The following is a 20,558-nucleotide window of genomic DNA, read 5'->3' on the forward strand; positions in this document are numbered from 1 at the left end:
GGTCGGGGCGGTGGGGCTCCAGATCGCGCACAGCGGAAACGTGGCCGGACTGCTCTTCGACCCCGCGGCCCCCGACCTCGGCCACCGGCTGCGCCGCTGCGTACGGGCCCTGCGGACCTGCGGCATTCCCGTCACCCGGACCTTCGCGACCGGCACCACCGGCACCACCAGCGAGGAGCATCTCCATGGACGAGCACATGTCCGACGCGATCGGCCGGCCCGATCTGATACGTCTCGACGACGGGCTCATCTGCCTGCGCTTCGAGACGATGAAGGTCGTCTCGGCCATGGCGGCGGTACGGCACCTGCTCGACACCGGCACCGTACGACGCGGTGACACCCTGCTGGACAGCTCCAGCGGTATCTACGCGTACGCCCTCGCCCTGGCCTGCCACCGCTACGGCATGCGCTGCCACATCGTCGGCTCGACGACCGTCGACCACACGCTGCGCGTACAGCTCGCCGTCCTGGGCGCGCACCTCGAACAGATGGGCCCCGGCGCGGACTTGAAGCTCGACCAGAAGCGGCGCGTGGCCCGGATCGGGGAGATCCTGGCGGAGCACCCGGAGTACCACTGGATGCGCCAGTACCACGACGACATCCACTACCTCGGCTATCGGGCCGTCGCCGAACGCGTCCGCACGGAGACCGGGGCGGACCGGCTCACGGTGGTCGGCGGCGTGGGGTCCGGCGCTTCGACGGGGGCGCTCGGCCGGTACCTGCGCGAGCGCGCGGCCGACGTCGAACTCGTGGGCGTCCAGCCGTTCGGCAGCGTCACCTTCGGCAGCGAGCACGTCACCGACCCCGAGATCATCATCGCGGGGATCGGCAGCTCGATCCCGTTCGCCAATGTCACGCACTCCCTCTACGACACGGTCCACTGGCTGTCCTTCGACGCGGCCCTCGCGGGCAGTGTCGACCTCCTGCGCAGACACGCGGTCTTCGCCGGGCTGTCCACCGGGGCCGCCTATCTCGCCGCCCGCTGGGAACAGGCCCAACGCCCGCAACGGACCGTCGTGTTCGTCGCGGCCGACACCGGACACCGGTACGCCGACTCGGTCTTCGCCCGCCATCGCGACGCCCTCCCGGTCGACGGACTGGCGCCCCGCCAGGTGTCGGCCCTGGACGAACTGGCCCGCCCCTGGTCCCGGATGAGCTGGCACGGGGCACCGGCGCCGGCCGCCGCACGGGCGCGCTGAACATGGCGTCGACCCAGCGGACAGACAGCCGGACGGGCGGATCCGACCCCGGACCGGCGACACCTGCCGCGAACGCAACGGCGCTGGCGGGGTGCGTGGTTCTGGTGATCCTGCTCGTCGGCTCGGTCCTGCTCGCCATCAGTCTCGGTCCCGCGCCCGTTCCGCCCGGCGACACGGCCCGCTTCCTGTGGGCGGCGCTCAGCGGCGGCCGGGTCGCGGCGGCGGACGCCACGACGTACCAGATCATCTGGGAGATCCGTACGCCCCGGGTCCTGCTGGCCGCACTCGTGGGCGCGGGCCTGAGCGCCGTCGGCGTCGCCATCCAGGCCATGGTGCGCAACGCGCTCGCCGACCCGTTCGTCCTCGGCATCTCGTCCGGCGCCTCGGTCGGCGCGGTGAGCGTCACCGTCACCGGCGGCCTGGCCGGGCTCGGGATCTACGCGGTGTCCACCGGCGCGTTCGCCGGGGCGCTGCTCGCCGCGGCGCTCGTCTATCTGGCCTCGTCGCGCGGCGGCGCCCTGTCCCCGCTGCGGCTGGTACTCACCGGTGTCACCGTGTCGTTCGGGCTCCAGGCCGTCATGAGCGTGATCATCTACCTCGCCCCGAACAGCGAGGCGACCAGCACCGTCCTCTACTGGACGATGGGCAGTTTCGGCGCCGCGAGCTGGGCCGCCCTGCCGGTCGTGGCGACGGTGGTGACACTCGGAGCCGTACTGCTGCACCGGCGGAGCCGCACCCTGGACGTGCTGGCGCTCGGCGACGAGACGGCGGCCAGCCTCGGCGTCGGCCCCGACCGGCACCGCCGGCTGCTGCTCGTCCTCGCCTCCCTGATGACCGGGGTGATGGTCGCCGTCAGCGGCGCCATCAGCTTCGTCGGACTGGTCATGCCGCATCTGGTGCGGCTGGTCGTCGGCGCCGGTCACGCGCGGGTCCTGGCGATCGCCCCGCTCGCCGGGGCCCTGTTCATGGTCTGGGTCGATCTGATCGCCCGCACCCTCGTCGCCCCGCGCGAGCTTCCCCTCGGCGCCATCACCGCGCTGATCGGGGTGCCGGTCTTCATCGTCCTGATGCGCCGCAAGAGTTACGTGTTCGGAGGCCGCTGAGATGGAACTGTCCTTCGACGAGGTGACCGTCGTCGTCAACGGCCGGAACCTGGTGGAGTCTCTGTCGCTGCGCGTCGGCAGCGGCGAGGTCGTCGGTCTGGTCGGGCCGAACGGAAGCGGCAAGTCGACCGCGCTGCGCTGTGTCTACCGGGCGCTGGCACCGAGCGGCGGAGCCGTACGGGTCGACCGGCTCGCCCTCACCTCCCTCACCCCGCGCGAGAGCGCGCGGGCCGTCGCCGCCCTGACCCAGAACGGCACGGTCGACCTGGACTTCACCGTCGAGGAGGTCGTCGCCCTGGGCCGGGCCCCGCATCTGCGCGGCAACCAGCCCCTGAGCGGCCGGGAGCGGGCACTGGTCGCGCGGGCCATGCACCGGCTCGACGTGGCCCATCTCGCCCGGCGCGGCGTACTGACCCTCTCCGGCGGTGAGCGCCAACGGGTCCTGGTGGCCCGCGCCCTGGTCCAGGAGCCGGAGATCCTCGTCCTGGACGAGCCGACCAATCATCTGGATGTGCGGCACCAGATCGGACTGCTGGCGCTGCTGCGCGGAGCCGGCCTCACCGTGCTGGTGGTACTGCACGACCTCAACCTCGCGGCCGCGGCGTGCGACCGGCTCGGGGTCCTCGCGCACGGGCGCCTCGTCGCCACCGGGCCGCCCGGCGAGGTGCTCACCGCCGGGCTCGTACGCGAGGTGTTCGGCGTCGAGGCGACGGTCGTTCCCCATCCCCTGACCGGCGGCCCGCAACTGCTGTACACCCTCCCCGCCCCACCGACGAACTGAGAGAACCCACCCATGTCACCACCCCTTCCCGTCCGCCGGCTCGTCGCCCTCGGTACCGCCGTGACCGCGACCGTCGCCCTCGCGGGCTGCGGCGCCGACGTCCGGAGCGCGAGCAAGGGCACCGGCGAGGTCACCGTGAAACGCTGCGGCGAACCGGTCCCGTACACCGTCCCGGAAAGAGCCGTCGCCTACGAGGGCGGCAGCGCGGACAAACTCTTCAGCCTGGGCCTCACCGACCACGTACTCGGCTATGTGATGCCGCCCGCGAACCCGCCGGTGAGCGAGTCGCCGTGGGCGGCGCGGTACGCCGAGGTGCCGATGCTGAGCGACGATCTCCTCAACAAGGAACTCATCGTCTCCAAGAAGGCCGACTTCGTCGTCGCCGGCTGGAACTCCGGCTTCAGCGACCAGCGCGGCATCACCCCCGAGATCCTCGACAAGCTCGGCGTCCAGAGCTTCATGCACACCGAGAGCTGTTACAACTACCCGGGCTTTCCGCAGAGGACCGCCCCCTTCGAAGGGCTTTACACCGATCTCGAACGGCTCGGTGCCATCTTCCGCGTCGAGGACAAGGCGGCCGAGGTCGTCGCCGGCCTCAAGAAGCGCGTGGCCGCCGTACGGGCGAGCGTCCCGCCGGGCGAGGCACCGCCGGTCTTCCTGTACGACTCCGGCACCGATCAGCCGTTCACCGCCGGCAGTCAGGTACCGCCGAACGACATCATCGAAATCGCCGGGGGCAGGAATATCTTCGACGGGCTCGACGAGCGCTGGACCCAGGTGAATTGGGAAGCCGTCACACAGGCCGCCCCCGAGGTGATCATCATTCTCGATTACGGCGACCAGCCGGCGCAGAAGAAGATCGACTTCCTCAAGAAGTCCCCCAGGACAAGCAAGTTGCCGGCCGTGCGGAACAACCGGTTCTTCATCCTCGACTACAACGAGGGCATCAGCGGACCGCGCAACATCGACGGCCTGGAGAAGTTCGCGGCGTATCTTCGGTCGCCGGCAGGCTGATCATCCGCACACGTCGAACAGGTGAAACGCACGAAACGCCCGGCCGGGAAACCCCGGCCGAGCGTTTCGCTTCTGGAATGCCTCTTCGGATCAGATGGTCGGTGTGTCGTCGACAATCTCTTTGTGCGGCTCGATGATGAACTTCCAGCCCTCGCTGGGCTCCAGGAACCGCACCCGCGTCGGGTAGATGTCCAGGGCGCGGCGGTCGCGGTTCTGGCCGCTCGTGTTCTTCCGGCCCCGGGCGGGCTCCTCGAACAGGTCGACCTTGACGTCCGGCACCGCGACGGTTTCCTCGCTCCAGCGCTGGACGATTCCGGCGCCGAAGGCGTCCCGGGCGGCGGAGTAGAGCGACTCCAGGGATTCCTTGTTCCCGCCCGGAACGAAAAGGGCGAGATTCAGAAGGATACCGGCGCTCTGCAGAACCTCGATTTCCTCCCCGGCCTTGTCGGCCACCCAGATGCCGGGCTCCTCGGCATTGTCAGGGAGGATATGGATTACCTCACCGAAGACCGTCCTGGCGGCGAAGGAACCTCCTTCGGAATTCTTTCCCGGCTCCGTGAGGAAAGCCGGGGCGTAGCAGTCGAGAGGAAGGCCATCCATCCCAGCCGAGACGAAGATGTCGTCCTGGAGCCCCAGTTCTGAAACTTCCTCGGCGGTGAGACGTCGAGCCGTGACCTTCTCGGTATTCACGCCATTCCCCTTTTTTTGTGGCGTCTGTTGAATTCGGTAAACTCTATCACGAAATCAATCAGTCAGATTCTGCAATTGGGGCGGACCAACGCGAAAGGGCGCCCCCCGGAAGGGGGCGCCCTTTCTTACCGTTCAGCCTGGTGAGGCCGCGTCAGGAGATGGAGCCGGCCCGACGGCGGCGGACGGTGTAGACCGCCGCTCCGCCGAGCACCAGCGCGGCGCCGGCCGCCGCGGCGAGCTGCGGGAGGGGCGAAGAGGAGCCGGTGTCCGCGAGGGAGCCGGAGTCCGACGCCGTGTCGGACGTGCCGCCCTGGGGCTTGGTGTCAGGGGTCCCCGGCTTGGTCTTGTCCGGCTCGGCGTCGTCGACGTCGTCGGGGGTGCTGCCCGCGGGGAGGAGGTCGAAGGCGTACTCCTCGGGGAAGTTGCCGCCGCAGGACTCGTCGTCGTTGATGTACTCACCGGCGACGAAGGCGACGCCGTGGCCGGCCGGGGCCTTGGCGTCGACCTTCAGGCGCAGCTTCACATCGGCGTGGGACCCGCCCTTCAGGGAGTTGACGGGGCCGACGGTGCCGTACTTCACGTTCTTCCACGTCGGGGACGCGCTGGTCGACCACTGGAGGTGGAAGGCGTCGTCGATGACGTTGTAGCCGCCGTTGTCCGTGGCGTGGAAGTAGACGAACGGGTAGACCTCGTCCATCGTCTTCTTCGTACCGTTGGTCACGCGGAGCGAGAAGTCGGTCGTCGAGCCCGCGACGATCTTGGACGGCAGGCCCTTGACGACGGTGTCGAGCTTGTTCTCGGGGACGCAGTCGCCGGGCTCGTTCGGCTCCTCCGGCTCCTCGTCCTTGGCGTCGGCGAGCGCCTTGTCGGCGGCCTCCTTCGCCTTGAGGGCGGCAGCCAGCGCCTTCTGGACCTTGTCGTACTCCCGGACGGCGGCGACGCGGGCGTCGTCGGCGGCCTTGACGGCCGCCGCGGCCTTCTCGTCGGCGGCGGTCTTGGCGCTCGCCGCGGCCACCGCGACGGCCTCGGCGTCGGCCACGGCCTTCTCGGCAGCCGCCTTCTCCTCGTCGGACGCCGTCTCGGGCAGCGCGGCGAGCGCGGCCTTGGCGTCGGCGAGCGCCGTGTCGGCGTTCTCCTTGGCCGTGGCGGCGGCTTCCGCCTCCTTCTTGGCGGCGCTCGCGGCGACGGCGAGCGGCGCGTCGTCGGACAAGGCCGCGTCGACGACCAGTCGCGCGGCCTTCTCGGCGGCGACGGCCTCGTCATACGCCTTCTGTGCCTGCTCGGCGGCCTTCTCGAGTTCCTCGATGGAAGGCTTGTCCCGGTCGCCCGCCTGCCGCTCCTGCGACGCGGCCGACTGCTGGGCGTCGGCGAGGGCGGGCGAGACGGAGAGCAGCAGAGCCGGAGTGGTGACGGCGGCGACCACGGCCGTGGCAAGTATGCGTCGGATCTTCAATGGAGTCCTCACGTGAGTCCGGGAAGCGGGTTCGAAAACGTGTCGAAGGAACCACTGCGGTAGCACCCACGCAGGGTTTCGCCGGTGATCGTATGTCCGAAAACGCCGTTGTCGGAAGCACGTTAAACAGGTGAAGAGTCCTGCACATGGTCTTCACCGGCGGGGCAATTGCCACGTAAAGGGACAGTTGCTTTCCGCACACGGGGCACTTTTGTGATCCATGTCATTGCATGAAAGGCACCAAGAGGCGCATGGGGGCGCCCGGTTCGGTCAGAGGCCGACGGTGTCGGCCAGGCCGGCGGTGTGGGCGCGGAGGAAGGCTTCGGGGTCGGTCACCGTGTCGGCGGCGTAGTGGCCGAAGGTGTCGAAGAGGACGGCGCCGATGACGGCGGACCACAGCCCGTAGACCCGGGCCGCGTTGCCCACCGGCATCTCGAACCCGTACGCCTCGCGCAGCCGCTCCATGTCGGCCCGGACGGCGGGATCGCCCGGCGCCTCGACCGCGCGCAGCTCACCCGCCCGCCAGGCGTCCTCGACGACTCCGGCGAGCGCGAGGGCGAGCCGGATCCCGGGCCCCACGGTCCGGTCGCCGGGGGCGGTGTAGCCGGGGACGGGGGTGCCGTAGAGCATGGCGAACCGGGACGGTTCACGCACGGCCCAGGCGCGCACCGCGAGCACCGCGGCCTCAAGCCGCTCACGGTGCGGGCGCCTTGAGGCCGCGGCGATGGCCGCGTCGACCTCGTCGGCGAGTTCGTCGTACGCGTCGACGATCAGCAGGGTGATGAGCGCCTCGCGGTCCTGGACGTACCGGTAGAGCGCCGACGGTACGACCCCGATGTCCCGGGCCACGGCCCGCAGGGACAGTTCGGCGGGAAGCACCGTCGCCAGGTGCTCGCGCCCCACGCGGACGATGTCACGCATCATCCGCTCGCGCGCTGCCTGCCGTGAGGTGACCATGCGCCCCACCTTATAAGTCAACGGTGTTCTCTCCCCGGCGGGCAGGCCACCCGCCCTCGTGAACCGATTCCGTTCCGACCCGTAGTGGCGGGCCACATGACGGAAGGAGCGGAACATGCCGCAACCGAACGAGCACGTGTACTGGGACGGGTACGGCTACCAGCGCGTCTCTCCGGCCGGGCCCAGGAACTCCGTGGCCGCGAACGGCGCGATGTACGACGAGCCCGGCGGGGGCCGGACGGTTGTGCCGTCCGGCCCCCGCCCCCTGGGGTGTTGACTCGGGTCACTTCACTTCGCGGAAGGCGTTGCCGCTGGCGTTCGGGGTGCCTCGGTAGAAGAGGCCCGTGGGGCTCGTCTCCGTGTTGAGGGCGAACCACGCGGAGCGTTCCACGTAGCCCAGATCGCTCATCGCCTGCTGCGACCGCTTGAGGAAGTCGGCCTGCGCGAACTCGTTCGGGTAGCGGGGGGTGCCCTGGGAGAAGTCGATGAGGGCGTACTCGGTCACCCAGATCGGCTTGTTGTAACGCTGGTGGACACGCTCCAGGTAGTCGATGAACTGGCCGGTGGCCGCCGGGGTGAAGTCGCCGCCGTACCAGTGCAGCGGGATGAAGTCGACGCGCAGACCGCGCGCCTGGGCGCCCTGCATGAACCTGTCCAGCCAGCCGCCGGGCTTGTCGGCGTCCACGGAGACCGCCGGTGCTCCCAGCCTCAGGCCGGTCTTCTCCAGTTGGGGCCAGAGGTCCAGTGCCTGCTCGGGGGACATGTTGGCCTGGTCGGCGCGGTCGGGCTCGTTGAAGCCGAGGAGCTGCTTGCCCTCCCGGGCCGCGTTGCCCAGCTCCTGCTCGGTGACCGAGTTGGGGCCCCAGATCGACGGGACGAACTCGACGCCCTCCGGCGTGGTGACGCCGGCGCTGGAGGAGGCCCAGTTGTGGTACCACTTCGCGCCGGAGGCGGCCAGCGCCTCGGAGGCTCCGTCGACGGGGTTCAGTCCCACACCCTTGCCCGCTCCGTCCACGGGAGCCTTGTCGGGCCGGGGGACCGGGTTCTGCGGGCCGTTGTTCTGGCCCGGCTGGTCGCCGCCGGGCGCGGGGGCGCCGCCGCCGGTGCCGTGGAAGGTGACGGTCATGCCGGTGCACTCGCGGCACTGGCGTACGACCTCGTTGCCGGCCTCCGCGTCGTGCTTGGACCAGGAGTACGCCGAGGGGCACTTCTCGGTCAGCGCGTTGCTGTACGCGGTCTTCGCGTCGCGGTTCGGGTTGACACAGACGATCGGCTTGCCCGCCGCGTCCTTGGTCAGATTCTCGGGCGGGCAGGCGGAGAGCAGATCCGTGGGGCAGCCCACGGCCGCGCACTCGCCGCCGTTCTCCGGTGGCGGCACGCCGTCCGGGACGATGGTGATGGGCGCCGAAACGGCGTTGACGTAACTGACGTTGTACCAGGGCGCCATCCCGTCGGCCCGGTCGAAGTTGAACTCGGCCAGGCTGGCGGGCTGTTCACCGGTCGAGCAGCGGTCGGCGAACGGTCCGCAGTCGGCCACGGCGCAGTGGAAGGTGCTGCCGCTCTCGCCCTCGCAGCCCTGGCGGGCGAAGAACTTGCCGCGCCAGTGCCCGGCGCCCGAGTTCTCGGGGATGGTGACGGTGGCGGACTTGCCCGGGTCCAGCGTGGGCAGTCCGGTCAGCTCGGGCGAGCCGTCGGCGTTGACCCCGGCGCCGACCCAGATCTTGCTGTCCGTCTCGTTCTTCAACGTGACGGTGTGTTCGCTGCCGTTGGCCGACGCGCTGGAAACACGGTCGTCGTTGTCGGAGCCCTGGGTGGCGGCCGAGGTCGCGACCGACAGACCGACAACCAGCAGGAATGCGAGGAGAATTGGGCGGAATTTTCCGAATTTCTTAAGTGATCGGAACTTTTGAAATGACGCGAGTGATCTCACACGCATAGAGCAGCCTCTCAACTCAGGGGTCGACTACGCCCGCACGACGTATGCGCAGAGAGGACGGTTCACCTGCGGCCGTGCCGGAATCGCCTGAACCGAAAAGGGCCGAGCACCGTTGTGCTCCCCCGTAAGCAGACTCCTGTTCCGTGAAAGGAAGGCCACCATGGAGCCCGGCGACCAAAGCTCAGGCAGCGATTCCTACGTCGGTGTCAGAGGCATCAGGTCCTACGACGGCAGGCACCGGCACCCCCGAGCCACCCTCCATTCCAGCCCGGAGGTCAGCCTCCCTCCCACGCCGCCCCCCAGAAGGGGCTCGGTCGACACCGTCAACTTCTACGACCTGGAAACCGGGGAGGCGTTCACGGCGGACCGGAGCAGGAACGGCAACTGGTTCGTACGGAAGTGGAACGACGCGAAGGGATGGGTGGACCCCAAGAGCAATACGACGCTGCGATTCCTCGGGGCCGTCGGACCCGAGCTCGTCGCGGCGGTGGGAAAGGGCTTCCAGGCCGCCGGGTACGACAAGACCGGAAAGATCATCACCGCCACGGGCGCCGTCACACGCGGAGTGCTTGACGGCGTGGACGCCTGGAACTCGGGCGAGGTGAACAAGATGCTCACCGCCACCGGCGGATTCGCGGGCGCCGTCGGCCAGTACCCGACGTTGAGCGCCGGCGCACAGAGCGGCTTCGAAGCGTTCGCGCTCACCACCTCGACCGGGGGACGCGCGGTCGCCGCCTGGCCGGAGCCCACGCCGGAGCCCGCGCCGGAGCCCTTCCACACGAGCCTCCCGCTCAACACCCAGATCGCCTCGTACGCGAACGCGAGCCCGGACTCGATGTCCCCGACCCCGGAGACGCCGATCGGCGGTGGCTCGGGTTCGGACTTCGAACCCCCTCAGCCGCTGCGCCGCAGGACGACCCGTCTGGACGGCGGCCAGTCCGTGAACCCCTTGACGAGCATGCTGCCCCCGGGGCAGCAGGAGCACGCCCGGCGGAACGCCCCGCCGCTCGCCCGGACGAGCAGCATGCAGGTACCCCCCGCCGACCGGAACCGGTCCGCGGGATCCGGGGGATCCAAGAGGTCGACCTAGGCAGAAGGGCGCCCGGCGGCACGGCACCGTGCCGCCGGGCGCCCGCCTTCTCCACTCGTTTCGCGGGCCCGTTGAACCGGTCGCCCCTCGGGAACGTTGTCCGTCTCGCGGGGGTCCCGAACTCCCCGAATGCCGTGGACGATGACAGAAAGGGCCGGACGAATTACTTCCGGAAACCGGGCTAACGTACCTGTATGCGCCCGTTGACCCGCTCCCCCGGTCCACTCGTCGGCAGGCGGGAGGAGACCGGAGCCATCGACGAGTTGATCGCCGACGCGCGCGAGAGCCGCGGCGGTGTGCTGGTGCTGCGGGGTGAGGCGGGCATCGGGAAGAGCGCGCTGCTGGACCACGCCGGGGAGGCCGCGTCGGGGTTCCGGGTGCTGCACGCGTCCGGGTCGCAGTTCGAGTCGGAACTGCCGTACGCCGCTCTGCACCAGCTCTGCCGGCCGCTGTGCGTGCCGTCGCCCGGCCAACTCGCCGATCTGGCGCCCCAGCACCAGGAGGTCCTGCGGGTCGCGTTCGGGCTGGCCGGCGGACCGCCGGACTTCTTCCACGTCGGCCTGGCCACCCTGGAGCTGCTGTCCGCCGCCGCGCGGGAGCGCCCGCTGCTGTGCGTGGTCGACGACATCCAGTGGGCGGACGCGGCCTCGTCGAAGGCGCTGACCTTCATCGCCCGGAGGATCAGCGCCGAACCGATCGCCCTGGTGTTCGCGAGCCGCCGCTCCGGTGCGGCGAGCCAACTGGACGAACTCCCCGGCCTGGACATCGACCGGCTCGGTGACAGCGACGCGCGGGCGCTGCTCTCCGCGAAGATCCGGGGCGCCCTCGACGACCAGGTCCGCGAGCGGATCATGGCCGAGGCGCGCGGAAACCCGCTGGCGCTGCTCCAACTGCCCAGGGCCGACGGCTTCGCCCTGCCGGACACCTCGTCGGCGCCCACCCGGATCGAGCGGAGCTTCCAGGAGAGACTTGCCGAACTGCAGCCCGACGCACGGCTGTTGCTGACCATCGCGAGCGCCGACCCGACCGGCGACCCCGACCTGTTGTGGCCCGCCGCGCGCCGTATGGCCATCGACCTGGCGGCCACCAGCGCGGCCGTGACCGCCACCGGGCTCGCCGAGTTCGCCACCCGTGTCCGCTTCTGCCACCCGCTGGCCCGCTCCGCGGTCTATCTGGCCGCCGACGCCGCTCAGCGCCGTACCGCACACCGCGTACTCGCCGAGGTCACCGACCCCGTCGTGGCACCGGACCGCCAGGCCTGGCACCGCGCGCGGGCCAGCACCGGCCCCCGCGAGGACGTCGCGGCGGAGCTGGAACGTTCCGCCTCCCGCGCGCGCTCGCGCGGCGGCGTGGTCGCCGCGGCGGCCTTCATAGAACGCGCCGCGGAGCTGTCACTGGCCCCCGGCAAACGGATCGAACGCACCCTCGCCGCCGTGGCGGCCCACCTCGACGCGGGCTCCCCCGACACGGCGGCGACCCTGGTCAGCACCGTCCAGAACACCCCGCTGGACGAACACCAGCACGCCCAGGTAGACCTGCTGCGCGGGCAGATCGCGTTCGTACGGCAGAACGAGGCCGACGGCTCGATGTTCATGGTCCGCGCCGGGCAGCGGCTCGCGTCACTCGACCCGGAGCGGTCCCGCGAGTGCTTCATCGACGCCCTGGAGATGAGCCTGCTCGTCGGCCGGTCCGGCGATGTGCTGGACACCGTCCTCGTCGCCGCCTCCGCCGCCACCTCGGCCTCGGCCGCGGCACGCCCCCCGGACATCCTCGACGCGCTGAGCCTGCTGAACACCCACGGGCACCAGGCCGCCGCCCCCCTCCTGCGCAGCGCCCTGCACGGCACCGACAGCCCGATGTGGACCCGGCGTCCGGCGCTCGCCCTCATCGTGGCGGCCGAACTCTGGGACAGCGACACCCACGGGACCGTCGTCGACTGGCTGATGAAGACCGGCCGCGCCTCGGGATCCCCCCTCGTGCTCCGGCTCGGCCTCGCCCAGCTGGCGTCCCGCGCCGCGCTGACCGGCGACCTCGCCCGTGCCATGGCGGCGATCGCCGAGGAGGAGGCGATGGCCGACGCGACCGGCGGGCAGCCGGTGAGCTATCCCCGGCTGCATCTGGCCGCCATGCGCGGGCGCCGCCGGGAAGCGACCGAACTCTTCGAGAAGGTCGCGGCGACCGCCTCGCCGGACGGCACCGGGCAGCTCGCGGACCTCCACCACGCGACCGCCGTACTGAACAACGGACTGGCCGACTACCGCGCCGCACTGGCCGCCGCCCGGCTGGCCGCCGCGTACGACGGGCTCGGCCGCCCCGGCATGGTGCTGCCGGAACTCGTCGAAGCCGCCGTCCGCTGCGGCAACACCGCCGAGGCCGCCCTCGCGCTGGAGTCGCTGACCCGGCGCGCCCAAGCCGCCGGCACCCCGCTGGGCCTGGGGCTGGCCGCGTACGCGCGCGGGCTGGTCACCGGCGTCGAGGACCACTACCGCGAGGCCCTGGAACACCTCCGGGACACCCCGTTGCTCCCGTACCACGCACGCGCCCATCTCCTGTACGGGGAGTGGCTGCGGCGCGAGGGCCGCCGGAAGGACTCCCGCGAGCATCTGCGCACCGCGCACCAGCTCCTCGCGGGGGCGGGACTTGAGGCGTTCGCGGGGCGGGCCGCCGACGAACTGCGCGCCACCGGCGAGAAGACCGGCAGCCCGTCAGGTCACGCGTACGACCAGCTCACCATGCAGGAAGTGCACATCGCGCGGCTGGTCGCCACCGGCGCCACGTCCAACGAGGTCGCTGCCCGGCTCTTCCTGAGCCCGCGCACCGTCGAGGCCCATCTGCGCAACATCTTCCGCAAGCTCGGCATCAGTTCGCGCAGACAGCTGAAGAACCAGCCGCACCTGCTCACCGACCAGGCGTCGTGAGCAGGGCGCAACCCTCCAACGGCCGACCACGCGGCGCTACTTGTTCCACCTCTTGTTCGTGTTGTTGACGCCCAGCTCCGCCGCCGTCAGGTCCACGTGCAGCGGGATCCCGGGCCGGTTGCCCACCTTGATCAGGAAGTTGCCGAGACCGGGCGGCTCCGCCCTGCGGCCGTTGGCGGCGTCCCAGGCGGGCGGCGTCGACCAGTCGACCAGCAGCCGCTTCTCCGCCTCCGTCAGCTCCACGATCTGGCCGAGCTGCGGCAGTTCGGCGGGCGGCAGGCCCGCGCAGACCACCATGCCGGCCCGTTCCACGAAGCCCTTGGCCTTGGTGCGGTCCTCCTCCGTCGGCAGGGCCAGCAGGTCGTCGATGCTGTGCGTGATCATCGCCAGGCCCACACCGCGCTGGCGGTCGAGCCGGGTGAGGGCGTTGACACGGTCGACCAGACCGCGGCCTGCCTGGAGCACACGCCACAACTCGTCCATGACGAGGAAGTAGTTGCGCTGCGGCTCAAGACCCGCGTCCGCGAGCGCGTGCGCCGCGGAGACCGCGCCGAAGCCGTACGACCAGCAGGACAGCAGCGCCGCCGCCTGGAGCAGCGCCTCGCTGTCGTCGATACCGCTGATGTCGAAGCAGACCGGGCGGTCCAGCTTCATCGGCTCCGTCGTCGGCTTGGCGAAGGTCCCGCCGAGCCGGCCGTCGCCGAGAAGGGCGGTCAGCGACGCCTCCAGGTTCTCGGTGATGTCCCGGTAGCGGGTGATGTCACCCCGGTCCAGGGCGACCGACCGTACGGCCTCCGGGGCGTCCTTGATGACCTGGACGACATCGGCGAGCACCGGCACCCGGCCGGAGGTCGCGTCGAACCGGTCGTCCAGGACGTTCAGCGCGGTCGAGAGGATCGTCTCCTCACGGTCCGTCGGCGGCGCCGAGCGCAGGATCGTCACCAGCGCCGACACCATGTGCAGCCGGCGGCCGTGGATGTCGGCGAGGAGCCGCCGGCGGGCCTCGCCGGTGAGCCGGGCGGCGGCCCGGCCCGACTCGCCGGGGTCCAGCACGTTGAGATTGCCGCGACCGCGTCCCAGGCTGATGACCTGGCCGCCGATGGCCCTGATCAGGTCCACGTAGTCCGGCTTGAGGTCACCGAAGATCATCGGGTGGACACCGTAGCCGGAGAGGCCCAGTGCCATGCGCCGTACGATCGTCGACTTGCCGAGGCCGGGACGGCCGAGGACGAACATCGACGGGTTGGCGAGCAGCCCGGTGCGGCTGAACCAGGAGATGGGGTCGCAGCACACGGTGGCGCCGGAGTCCAGGTCACGGCCGAGCGGCACCCCGACCATCGGGGTCCCGGCGCCCGCGCCGAACGGCCAGAGTCCGCAGACCTGTACCGAGGTGCCGCGCCACTCGGGCGCCGGGTCGACGTAGCCCACCATGCCGCCGCCGGGGCCGGGCCAGCCGCGCGGGGTGGGGCGTCGCGGCTGTCGGGACTGCTTGGTCTGGCGTGCCATCGGGGTCCTCCTCGTTGTCCGTCCGTGCCGTCGCGTCTCCGGAGGCGCTTACATCGCGTCGCGTACGGCCTGTGGCACGGCGGTGTGCAGCGGCAGCACCAGGCCCAGCGGCAGCGCCGCCGCGAACGCCGCCGCCTGCGAGCCGTAGACGGGCCGTACGCCGATACGGGCGGCGGGGGCCAGGTTGTCGACGGCCGCCGCGGCCATCGGCAGTTCCTCGGCGGAGTTGACGGTCGCCGTGATCAGCATGCCGAAGCGGATCACCCCGTGGCCCTGGGCCTGTTCCTCGGTGGTCCGGCGCGCCGCGATCACCTCCGCGTCCTCGCGCGCCTTGCCGATCTGCGACTGCTGGGCGCTGAACAGCGCGTTCTTGTAGTCCTGTTGGACGACGCGGGCGCCCTCGGCGCGGGTGTGCGGGCGATACAGCAGCGTGACCCGCTTGCGGGCGATGTCGCGGCTGGGCTGCACGAGACCGGTCAGGACGTTGGAGAACACCTCACCCTGCGGGGCCTCCGTCATGGCCCACGTCACGCTGAACGCGCCGTCGTGCCGGTAGTGGTCCCACGCCTCCTGGGCGGCCATGGGGCCCGCCTCCCGCCAGGTGAGCCCGGTGCCGCCGGTGGCCTGCGCCTCCTCGACCAGGGTCGCCACCGTCGGGTCGTACGCGACGCGCACCGCCTCGGCCAGCTCGGTCGCGGTCATCGGTACGGCCGTACCGGCGCTGGTCAGGGAGAGTCCGCCGGTCAGCCCCGGCAGCCGGGTGCCGATGTGCAGTGCCATGTCCTCGGCGCTGCGGCGCGGGACACCCGGCCGGGCGGCGCCCGCGTACGTCAGCGCGATCCGGGTCGCGATCCGCGCCGAGCCGGCGGGGTACGCGGCCAGCACCTCGTGCAGCATCTCCGTGGCCAGGGCCGGGGCGTCGGCGACGGAGTTGGCGGCGATCTCCTGCTGGAGCCGTACACCGGAGTCGGGGGCGGTCTCCACGGTGACGCTCGCGGCGACGAGGTCCGGCTCGGCGCCCAGCGCGGACAGCCACTGGCCCCAGTGGGCCACCCAGGTGTCGACCTGCCGTTCGTCGACGAGGGCCGCCCCGTCCGCGTCGCAGGAGATGACCACGGTGTGGTGGCCGGTCGAGGGAATCGTGATCACGGCGAACGGCCGGCCGTAGCCGTCCTGGGCCTCCGTCAGCGTCGACGCGGCTGCCAGGCCCGGCAGTTGGCAGGTGCCGTAGCCGGACCGGCCGAGGGGACCCGACCGGTAGAGATGGCCGCCGGAGGAGGTCGTACGCCACCAGGCCAGCCGGACCCCGCCTCGCTGCATCGCCGTACGGTCGTGCCGGTCCCGCAGGCCCAGCGCGGCGGTGACCATCGCCAGCGAGACCGCCAGACCCACGGCGGCCCAGAGGGACGCCAGCGAGGCCAGGACCACGGCGATCAGCCCGAGGAGCAGCAGCAGCGTGGTGCCCAGGGACAGCCCGCGCAGCCCGGCGGTGCGCGGTTTGCGGAAGTTGCCGTAGGTGCGGGTGGTGATCTCTTCAGTGGTCACGCGGGTTCTCCTGCTGGTGGTCGGAATTCCGCAGGTCCGGGACGGGCACCAGGGACGGTGTCTTCCGCCGGTCCGCGGACCGTGTCTCGTCGGCGTCGGCCCGCGCGTCGGCCGCCTCCGGCCGGACGAGTGAGGCGTGGACGCGCTCGCCGTCGGGTGTCGCGCGGGCGCCCTCGACGCCGCGTGCGAGCGTCGGACGGCCCGAACGGGCGCCGGTGGCATCGGGGTTCACCGCGGCTCCCGCCACCGAACGGCCGGTGGCCAGACTGCGCAGGTGCGGTACGGGCAGCGCGCCGGTACCACCGCCGGCGGGCGAGCTGGCCCCGGCGGATCCACCGGACGATCGGGTCGTGCCCGAGACCGCCGCCTGGACGACGGGGGCGGCGAACCGCATCAGCGCGGGGAGCGTGAAGCAGGCCAGCACGATCAGTACGACTCCGGAGACCATGGAGACGACCTCGTTGTCCTGCTGCCTGCCGCTGATCGAGAACGCGGCGGCGTACACGACGGCGGCCGCCGGTTTGTACAGCACGAAGGCGAGCAGCCAGCCCACGGACCTGCGGAACCAGAGCCGCCCGGCGGCGGTCGAACTGGCCGCCGCCGACAGCGGCAGCGTGCCGGTGAGGATGACCAGCATCGCGATGCGCACGATCATCAGGGCGATCTGCGCGATGGTGCCGACGATGACCAGCACGGCCATGATCAGGACGAGGAACGAGGATTCCGAGCCGCCGAGGGCCAGCATCGCCGAGGTGCGCTTCTCGAACTCGGCCACGCACTGCGCGACCGGTTCACCGGTGGCGCTGATCTGCCGGCAGCCGGTGGACCTGTCGATGATCCAGATACTGAACTTGTCGCCCGCCGAGGTCAGCAGAGAGACGGTGGCGACGCCGACCGAGGAGACGGTCACCAGGTTGAGCAGTCCCTGGAGCGCCTGCCGGGCGGGCTCGCCGCGCCGCCGCCAGGCGAGTTGGCCGGCCGCGATCAGCAGACAGAGCACGGCGGTGAAGGAGGTGATCCACAGGGTGGAGCCCTGGAGGAAGGCCACCGGTCCGCTCTCGTCGGCCAGATCGGGTCCGCCCAGGTTCATCCAGGCGCTGCCCAGGGCCTTCACGGTGATGCCGGCGGCCTGCGCGGCGCTCTCGGCGATGTCGTCGAACGCGCTGTCACCCAGATTGTCGGGGGCCGTCCCCGTACCGCTGCCCACGCAGTAGCCGCCGACCGAGGGGGTCACCCAGCCGAAGTCGCAGCCCGCCATCAGACGCCTCCCCAGGTGGTGTAGCCGGCCAGTGAACCGACGGGGGTGGGGGCGGCGGGCGCGGCCGGGTACTCCAGCCGCCAGTCGCCGTCCCGCCAGAGCACCGTCGTGATCGCGGACTGCATCCGGCCGTCCGGGAACCGCCAGACCGTCTCGATGACCGCGGTGCTCCTGTCGTAGGTGACGAACCTGAATCCGGCGATCTGCCCGTGGGCGCCGCCGTCCCGGTCGGTGGACGCTTCCTTCTCCGCCTTGGTCCGGCCGGTGATGTACGCGTCGCGGCCCGCTCCGACGGTCTGGAGTTCGGTCACCTTCCGCCAGTCGTCGGCGGCCAGATAGCGCACGCTGATCTGGCTGGTGGCGAGCAGGGCGCCGACGGGCGTACGTGCGTAGCAGCGCGCGACGTCGTCGCCGGTCACGGCGGGACCCGCTTCCTTGGACGCGGGCACGGCGACCGCGCCGAACAGCGCCCAGGTCACGCCCTTGGGGGCGGCGGCGGGTATGTCCTGGCGGGTGTCGGCCAGTTCGGCGCAGGCGCCGTCACCGCCGGGCGGGGACGACGGGTCGGCGGCGGCCCGGTCGACGGGGGGCCGGGACGCGGCGGAGCCGTCGTCCTGGCCCGAGGCGTCCGAGGTGAAGACGACCGCGCCCGCGATGACGGCCACGAAGCCGACGAAAGCGGCGGCGAGGACGAAGCCGGTGCGCAGCCACGGACTTCGCGGCTCGTCGGCCGCGGTGGGGGTGCCGGGGTCTGGCATGGTTTCCTCTCCCTCCTCATGGGTGGGCGGTACGGAGTGAGCGGTACGGGGTGCGGTACGGGGATGCCGGGCCGGTCTAGACGAAGGCGCCGACGATGCCGGAGGCGGAGCCGAGGAGCAGACAGGCGCCGAGGACGAAGCCGAGGCCCCTGGCGTGGTCACGGCCGCCGCCGCGGGAGTGGTCGACCGCCATCCGGGCGGCGACGCCGAAGATGCCGGCGACGCACAGGATGGTCACGGTCCACGCGACCCACCTGAGGATCTTCAGCAGGTCCTCGGCGCCGGGCGGCGCCTCGCCCCCGCCGACGTCGGGCACGCCGGAAGGCGGCACCGGGGCGGCGAGCGTGTGGGTCAGTTGCGTCGAGGCGTCAAGAACAGACGCCAGCAGAGTGGACAACTCCGTTCCCCTCTAAGTGAGTTGGGTGAGCCGGGTCAGGTCGCGGGCCAGGGGTACGCACTCCTTGGGGATGTGCGGCTCGCCGAGCCGCCATTGCTCCACCCACGGGATCTCCCACAGCCGGGGCACGGCGCCCGAGACGAGTCGCACCGTGTCCCGCAGGACGCGGGGGCGCCGGCCGGGTGCGTCGGCGACGACGACCAGGCCGAGCAGGTCGACGCCGGTGACCGTCTTCGAGCCCCACTGCCGGGCGGCGTTCTGGGCCGCCGCGAGACCGTGCGCGGTGGCGCGGGCGACCAGGACGACCGGCTGGTTCCCCGGGCCCGACGGCCAGGCGCGCTCGGCGTCCCGGCCTCCGGGCACGGCCCGCTCCAGCGAGCTGACACCGGCGCCGCCGTGCACACCGAGCCACCACCAGGACTGTTCGGTGCCCAACTGCGGCCGGGCGACGGGCAGTCCGTGCTCGGGCGGGGGCACTCCGGCGCCCTGGGGAGCCGGTGGTCCGGAAAGTCCGGTGGGCATTCCTTGAACCGATCGTCCGGGTTTCCCGTTGGTGCCCCCCGGAGGGCCCGACTGCGGCGACAACCAGGGGTTGACGACCGGCACATCCCCTGTCAAGGCATCTCCTTCGACCATCGACGCAACGGGCCGAATAATACACACAAGTTGATAACACGCAACAAACAACTCTTCTTTCACTTAAGTAAGTTAAGGATTCATTCACGCATGTCGGACTTCAGGTGAAATCGGGCGCGCTCGTCACCGGGTTCGCCGTCCTCGGACTGGTCACCTCACTGGTCGGCCTGTCGGTGCTGGGCGCCGCCGAGCCGGAGGAGGACGTCGTCGAACCGGTCGGACTGGTCACCGAGTTGAGCCCCGGCCAGATCCCGCCCGAGTACGTGACATGGATCGAGCAGGCCGGCGGCCTCTGCCCGGAGGTCAGCGCGCCGCTCGTCGCCGCGCAGATCGAGGCGGAGTCGGGCTGGGACCCCACCGCGGTCAGCCACGCCAACGCCCAGGGGCTGAGCCAGTTCATCCCCGGCACCTGGGCGACGTGGGGCGTGGACGCGGCCGGCAAGGACGGCAGCGCCGAACCGGACGGTGTGGCCGACCCGTTCACCCCGGGCGACGCGATCATGACCCAGGCCCGCTACGACTGCTATCTCGCCGACACCATCAGGGACATGGGCATCGAGGGTGACCTCACCCGGCTGATGCTCGCCGGCTACAACGCGGGTCCCGGAGCGGTCCAGCAGTCCGGCGGCGTGCCCAGCATCCCGGAGACCCAGGGGTACGTCACCAAGATCATCTCGCTGATGTCGAAGTTCACCGGCAACAGCGGCGGTGGCGGCGGCGACGAAACGGCCGTGGACGACGACTCGTTCGGCGGCCGGGTGGTGGCCGGCGCCAAGAAGTGGCTGGGCACCCCGTACTCATGGGGAGGCGGCGGGCCCGAAGGCCCCGGACGCGGCTTCGCCCAGGGCGCGAACACGGTGGGATTCGACTGCTCCAGCCTCGTGCAGAACGCGGTCTACCACGCCAGCGGCGGCGCGACCCTGCTCCCCCGGGTGAGCCAGGTGCAGGTCACCGTCGGCGAGCCGGTGTCCCGCGAGGACATCAGGCCCGGCGACGTGGTCGGGTTCCAACTGGGCTCCAGCTACGACCACATCGGCATCTACATCGGCCAGGGGCAGTTCATCCACGCGCCGAAGACCGGCGACGTGGTCAAGATCAGCAACCTCGACGAGCCCTACTACGCCGGGAAGCCCCAGCAGATCAGGCGGTTCGGATGACCTCCCCCCGTACACGGATCAGCGCCGTGGCCGCGACGGTGCTCACGCTCGGTCTCCTGGCCGGCGGGTGCGGTTCCGGCGACGGCGGCGGTGGGGGCGGGGAGGACGTCCGTACGGCGCCGTCCGCGCCCCCGGCGACCGGCACCGGCCCGTACCCGAC

The 20,558-nt window shown here is 71.3% G+C and carries 18 protein-coding genes; 8 read left to right on the plus strand and 10 right to left on the minus strand.

What is annotated here, in order from left to right; all coding sequences use genetic code 11:
- The first annotated feature begins 185 nt into the window (after positions 1-185).
- The 4 genes from BHU15_RS03170 to BHU15_RS03185 all read left to right on the plus strand — a co-directional run bounded on the left by BHU15_RS03170 (position 186) and on the right by BHU15_RS03185 (position 4,097).
- Positions 186-1,199, plus strand: a complete 1,014-nt coding sequence (locus BHU15_RS03170) for a pyridoxal-phosphate dependent enzyme (protein WP_069625752.1) — start codon at positions 186-188, stop codon at positions 1,197-1,199.
- A 95-nt stretch (positions 1,200-1,294) separates the two neighbouring features.
- Positions 1,295-2,302, plus strand: coding sequence for a FecCD family ABC transporter permease (locus BHU15_RS03175; RefSeq protein ID WP_438284954.1), 1,008 nt, complete (start codon positions 1,295-1,297; stop codon positions 2,300-2,302).
- A gap of 1 nt (position 2,303) precedes the next feature.
- The gene (locus BHU15_RS03180) at positions 2,304-3,083 is read left to right on the plus strand and encodes an ABC transporter ATP-binding protein (RefSeq protein ID WP_069625753.1); all 780 of its coding nucleotides are present in this window, start codon (positions 2,304-2,306) and stop codon (positions 3,081-3,083) included.
- A 12-nt stretch (positions 3,084-3,095) separates the two neighbouring features.
- Positions 3,096-4,097, plus strand: coding sequence for an ABC transporter substrate-binding protein (locus tag BHU15_RS03185; protein ID WP_069625754.1), 1,002 nt, complete (start codon positions 3,096-3,098; stop codon positions 4,095-4,097).
- Between the two features lie 90 nt (positions 4,098-4,187).
- On the opposite strand, the gene BHU15_RS03190 is transcribed toward BHU15_RS03185, so the two are convergent.
- From BHU15_RS03190 to BHU15_RS03200, 3 genes are all read right to left on the minus strand, one after another.
- Positions 4,188-4,787 carry a hypothetical protein gene (locus BHU15_RS03190; protein WP_069625755.1) on the minus strand — a complete coding sequence of 200 codons (600 nt, stop codon included), beginning with the start codon at positions 4,785-4,787 and terminating at the stop codon, positions 4,188-4,190.
- A 151-nt stretch (positions 4,788-4,938) separates the two neighbouring features.
- Positions 4,939-6,210 carry a peptidase gene (locus BHU15_RS03195; protein WP_368483184.1) on the minus strand — a complete coding sequence of 424 codons (1,272 nt, stop codon included), beginning with the start codon at positions 6,208-6,210 and terminating at the stop codon, positions 4,939-4,941.
- A gap of 300 nt (positions 6,211-6,510) precedes the next feature.
- On the minus strand, positions 6,511-7,197 hold the full coding sequence (locus BHU15_RS03200; RefSeq protein ID WP_069625757.1) for a TetR/AcrR family transcriptional regulator: 687 nt from the start codon (positions 7,195-7,197) through the stop codon (positions 6,511-6,513).
- A 115-nt stretch (positions 7,198-7,312) separates the two neighbouring features.
- On the opposite strand from BHU15_RS03200, the gene BHU15_RS39960 reads away from it, so the two are divergent.
- Entirely contained in the window at positions 7,313-7,474 is a 162-nt protein-coding gene (locus BHU15_RS39960) for a hypothetical protein (protein WP_171908303.1), read from the plus strand.
- A gap of 6 nt (positions 7,475-7,480) precedes the next feature.
- On the opposite strand, the gene BHU15_RS03205 is transcribed toward BHU15_RS39960, so the two are convergent.
- Entirely contained in the window at positions 7,481-8,941 is a 1,461-nt protein-coding gene (locus tag BHU15_RS03205; protein WP_255293014.1) for a glycosyl hydrolase, read from the minus strand.
- A 352-nt stretch (positions 8,942-9,293) separates the two neighbouring features.
- Between BHU15_RS03205 and BHU15_RS03210 the strand changes: the two genes are divergently transcribed.
- Positions 9,294-10,223: a hypothetical protein gene (locus tag BHU15_RS03210; RefSeq protein WP_069625759.1), complete on the plus strand. Its 930-nt coding sequence runs from the start codon at positions 9,294-9,296 to the stop codon at positions 10,221-10,223.
- Positions 10,224-10,417: 194 nt separating this feature from the next.
- Positions 10,418-13,141 carry an ATP-binding protein gene (locus tag BHU15_RS03215; protein WP_069625760.1) on the plus strand — a complete coding sequence of 908 codons (2,724 nt, stop codon included), beginning with the start codon at positions 10,418-10,420 and terminating at the stop codon, positions 13,139-13,141.
- Positions 13,142-13,177: 36 nt separating this feature from the next.
- On the opposite strand, the gene BHU15_RS03220 is transcribed toward BHU15_RS03215, so the two are convergent.
- The 6 genes from BHU15_RS03220 to BHU15_RS03245 form a co-directional block, all read right to left on the minus strand.
- Positions 13,178-14,647 (minus strand): putative type IV secretion/conjugal transfer ATPase, encoded by a 1,470-nt coding sequence (locus BHU15_RS03220; protein WP_069625761.1) that lies wholly within the window; start codon positions 14,645-14,647, stop codon positions 13,178-13,180.
- A 48-nt stretch (positions 14,648-14,695) separates the two neighbouring features.
- Positions 14,696-16,192, minus strand: a complete 1,497-nt coding sequence (locus tag BHU15_RS03225) for an SCO6880 family protein (RefSeq protein WP_247748645.1) — start codon at positions 16,190-16,192, stop codon at positions 14,696-14,698.
- The gene (locus tag BHU15_RS03230) at positions 16,182-17,450 is read right to left on the minus strand and encodes a hypothetical protein (RefSeq protein ID WP_069625762.1); all 1,269 of its coding nucleotides are present in this window, start codon (positions 17,448-17,450) and stop codon (positions 16,182-16,184) included. The genes BHU15_RS03225 and BHU15_RS03230 overlap by 11 nt, the downstream gene beginning before the upstream one ends.
- On the minus strand, positions 17,450-18,208 hold the full coding sequence (locus BHU15_RS03235) for a DUF8175 domain-containg protein (protein WP_069625763.1): 759 nt from the start codon (positions 18,206-18,208) through the stop codon (positions 17,450-17,452). The genes BHU15_RS03230 and BHU15_RS03235 overlap by 1 nt, the downstream gene beginning before the upstream one ends.
- Positions 18,209-18,284: 76 nt before the next feature.
- A complete protein-coding gene (locus tag BHU15_RS03240) occupies positions 18,285-18,605 on the minus strand; it encodes a hypothetical protein (RefSeq protein ID WP_023539985.1) in 321 nt (106 codons plus the stop codon).
- A gap of 12 nt (positions 18,606-18,617) precedes the next feature.
- Positions 18,618-19,127 (minus strand): DUF6668 family protein, encoded by a 510-nt coding sequence (locus BHU15_RS03245; protein WP_079127854.1) that lies wholly within the window; start codon positions 19,125-19,127, stop codon positions 18,618-18,620.
- 218 nt (positions 19,128-19,345) lie between these two features.
- Here BHU15_RS03245 and BHU15_RS03250 point away from each other — a divergent pair, with 218 nt between their 5' ends.
- Positions 19,346-20,398, plus strand: coding sequence for a C40 family peptidase (locus tag BHU15_RS03250; RefSeq protein ID WP_069625765.1), 1,053 nt, complete (start codon positions 19,346-19,348; stop codon positions 20,396-20,398).
- Positions 20,399-20,558: the final 160 nt, after the last annotated feature.

Source organism: Streptomyces niveus, assembly GCF_001723055.1.
GTDB lineage: Bacteria > Actinomycetota > Actinomycetes > Streptomycetales > Streptomycetaceae > Streptomyces > Streptomyces niveus.

Coding starts and splice junctions, on each gene's coding strand:
- BHU15_RS03170 (WP_069625752.1), top strand. CDS start 186: ATGGACGAGCACATGTCCGACGCGATCGGCCGGCCCGATCTGATACGT.
- BHU15_RS03180 (WP_069625753.1), top strand. CDS start 2,304: ATGGAACTGTCCTTCGACGAGGTGACCGTCGTCGTCAACGGCCGGAAC.
- BHU15_RS03185 (WP_069625754.1), top strand. CDS start 3,096: ATGTCACCACCCCTTCCCGTCCGCCGGCTCGTCGCCCTCGGTACCGCC.
- BHU15_RS03200 (WP_069625757.1), bottom strand. CDS start 7,197: ATGGTCACCTCACGGCAGGCAGCGCGCGAGCGGATGATGCGTGACATC.
- BHU15_RS39960 (WP_171908303.1), top strand. CDS start 7,313: ATGCCGCAACCGAACGAGCACGTGTACTGGGACGGGTACGGCTACCAG.
- BHU15_RS03210 (WP_069625759.1), top strand. CDS start 9,294: ATGGAGCCCGGCGACCAAAGCTCAGGCAGCGATTCCTACGTCGGTGTC.
- BHU15_RS03215 (WP_069625760.1), top strand. CDS start 10,418: ATGCGCCCGTTGACCCGCTCCCCCGGTCCACTCGTCGGCAGGCGGGAG.
- BHU15_RS03220 (WP_069625761.1), bottom strand. CDS start 14,647: ATGGCACGCCAGACCAAGCAGTCCCGACAGCCGCGACGCCCCACCCCG.
- BHU15_RS03230 (WP_069625762.1), bottom strand. CDS start 17,450: ATGGCGGGCTGCGACTTCGGCTGGGTGACCCCCTCGGTCGGCGGCTAC.
- BHU15_RS03235 (WP_069625763.1), bottom strand. CDS start 18,208: ATGCCAGACCCCGGCACCCCCACCGCGGCCGACGAGCCGCGAAGTCCG.
- BHU15_RS03245 (WP_079127854.1), bottom strand. CDS start 19,127: ATGCCCACCGGACTTTCCGGACCACCGGCTCCCCAGGGCGCCGGAGTG.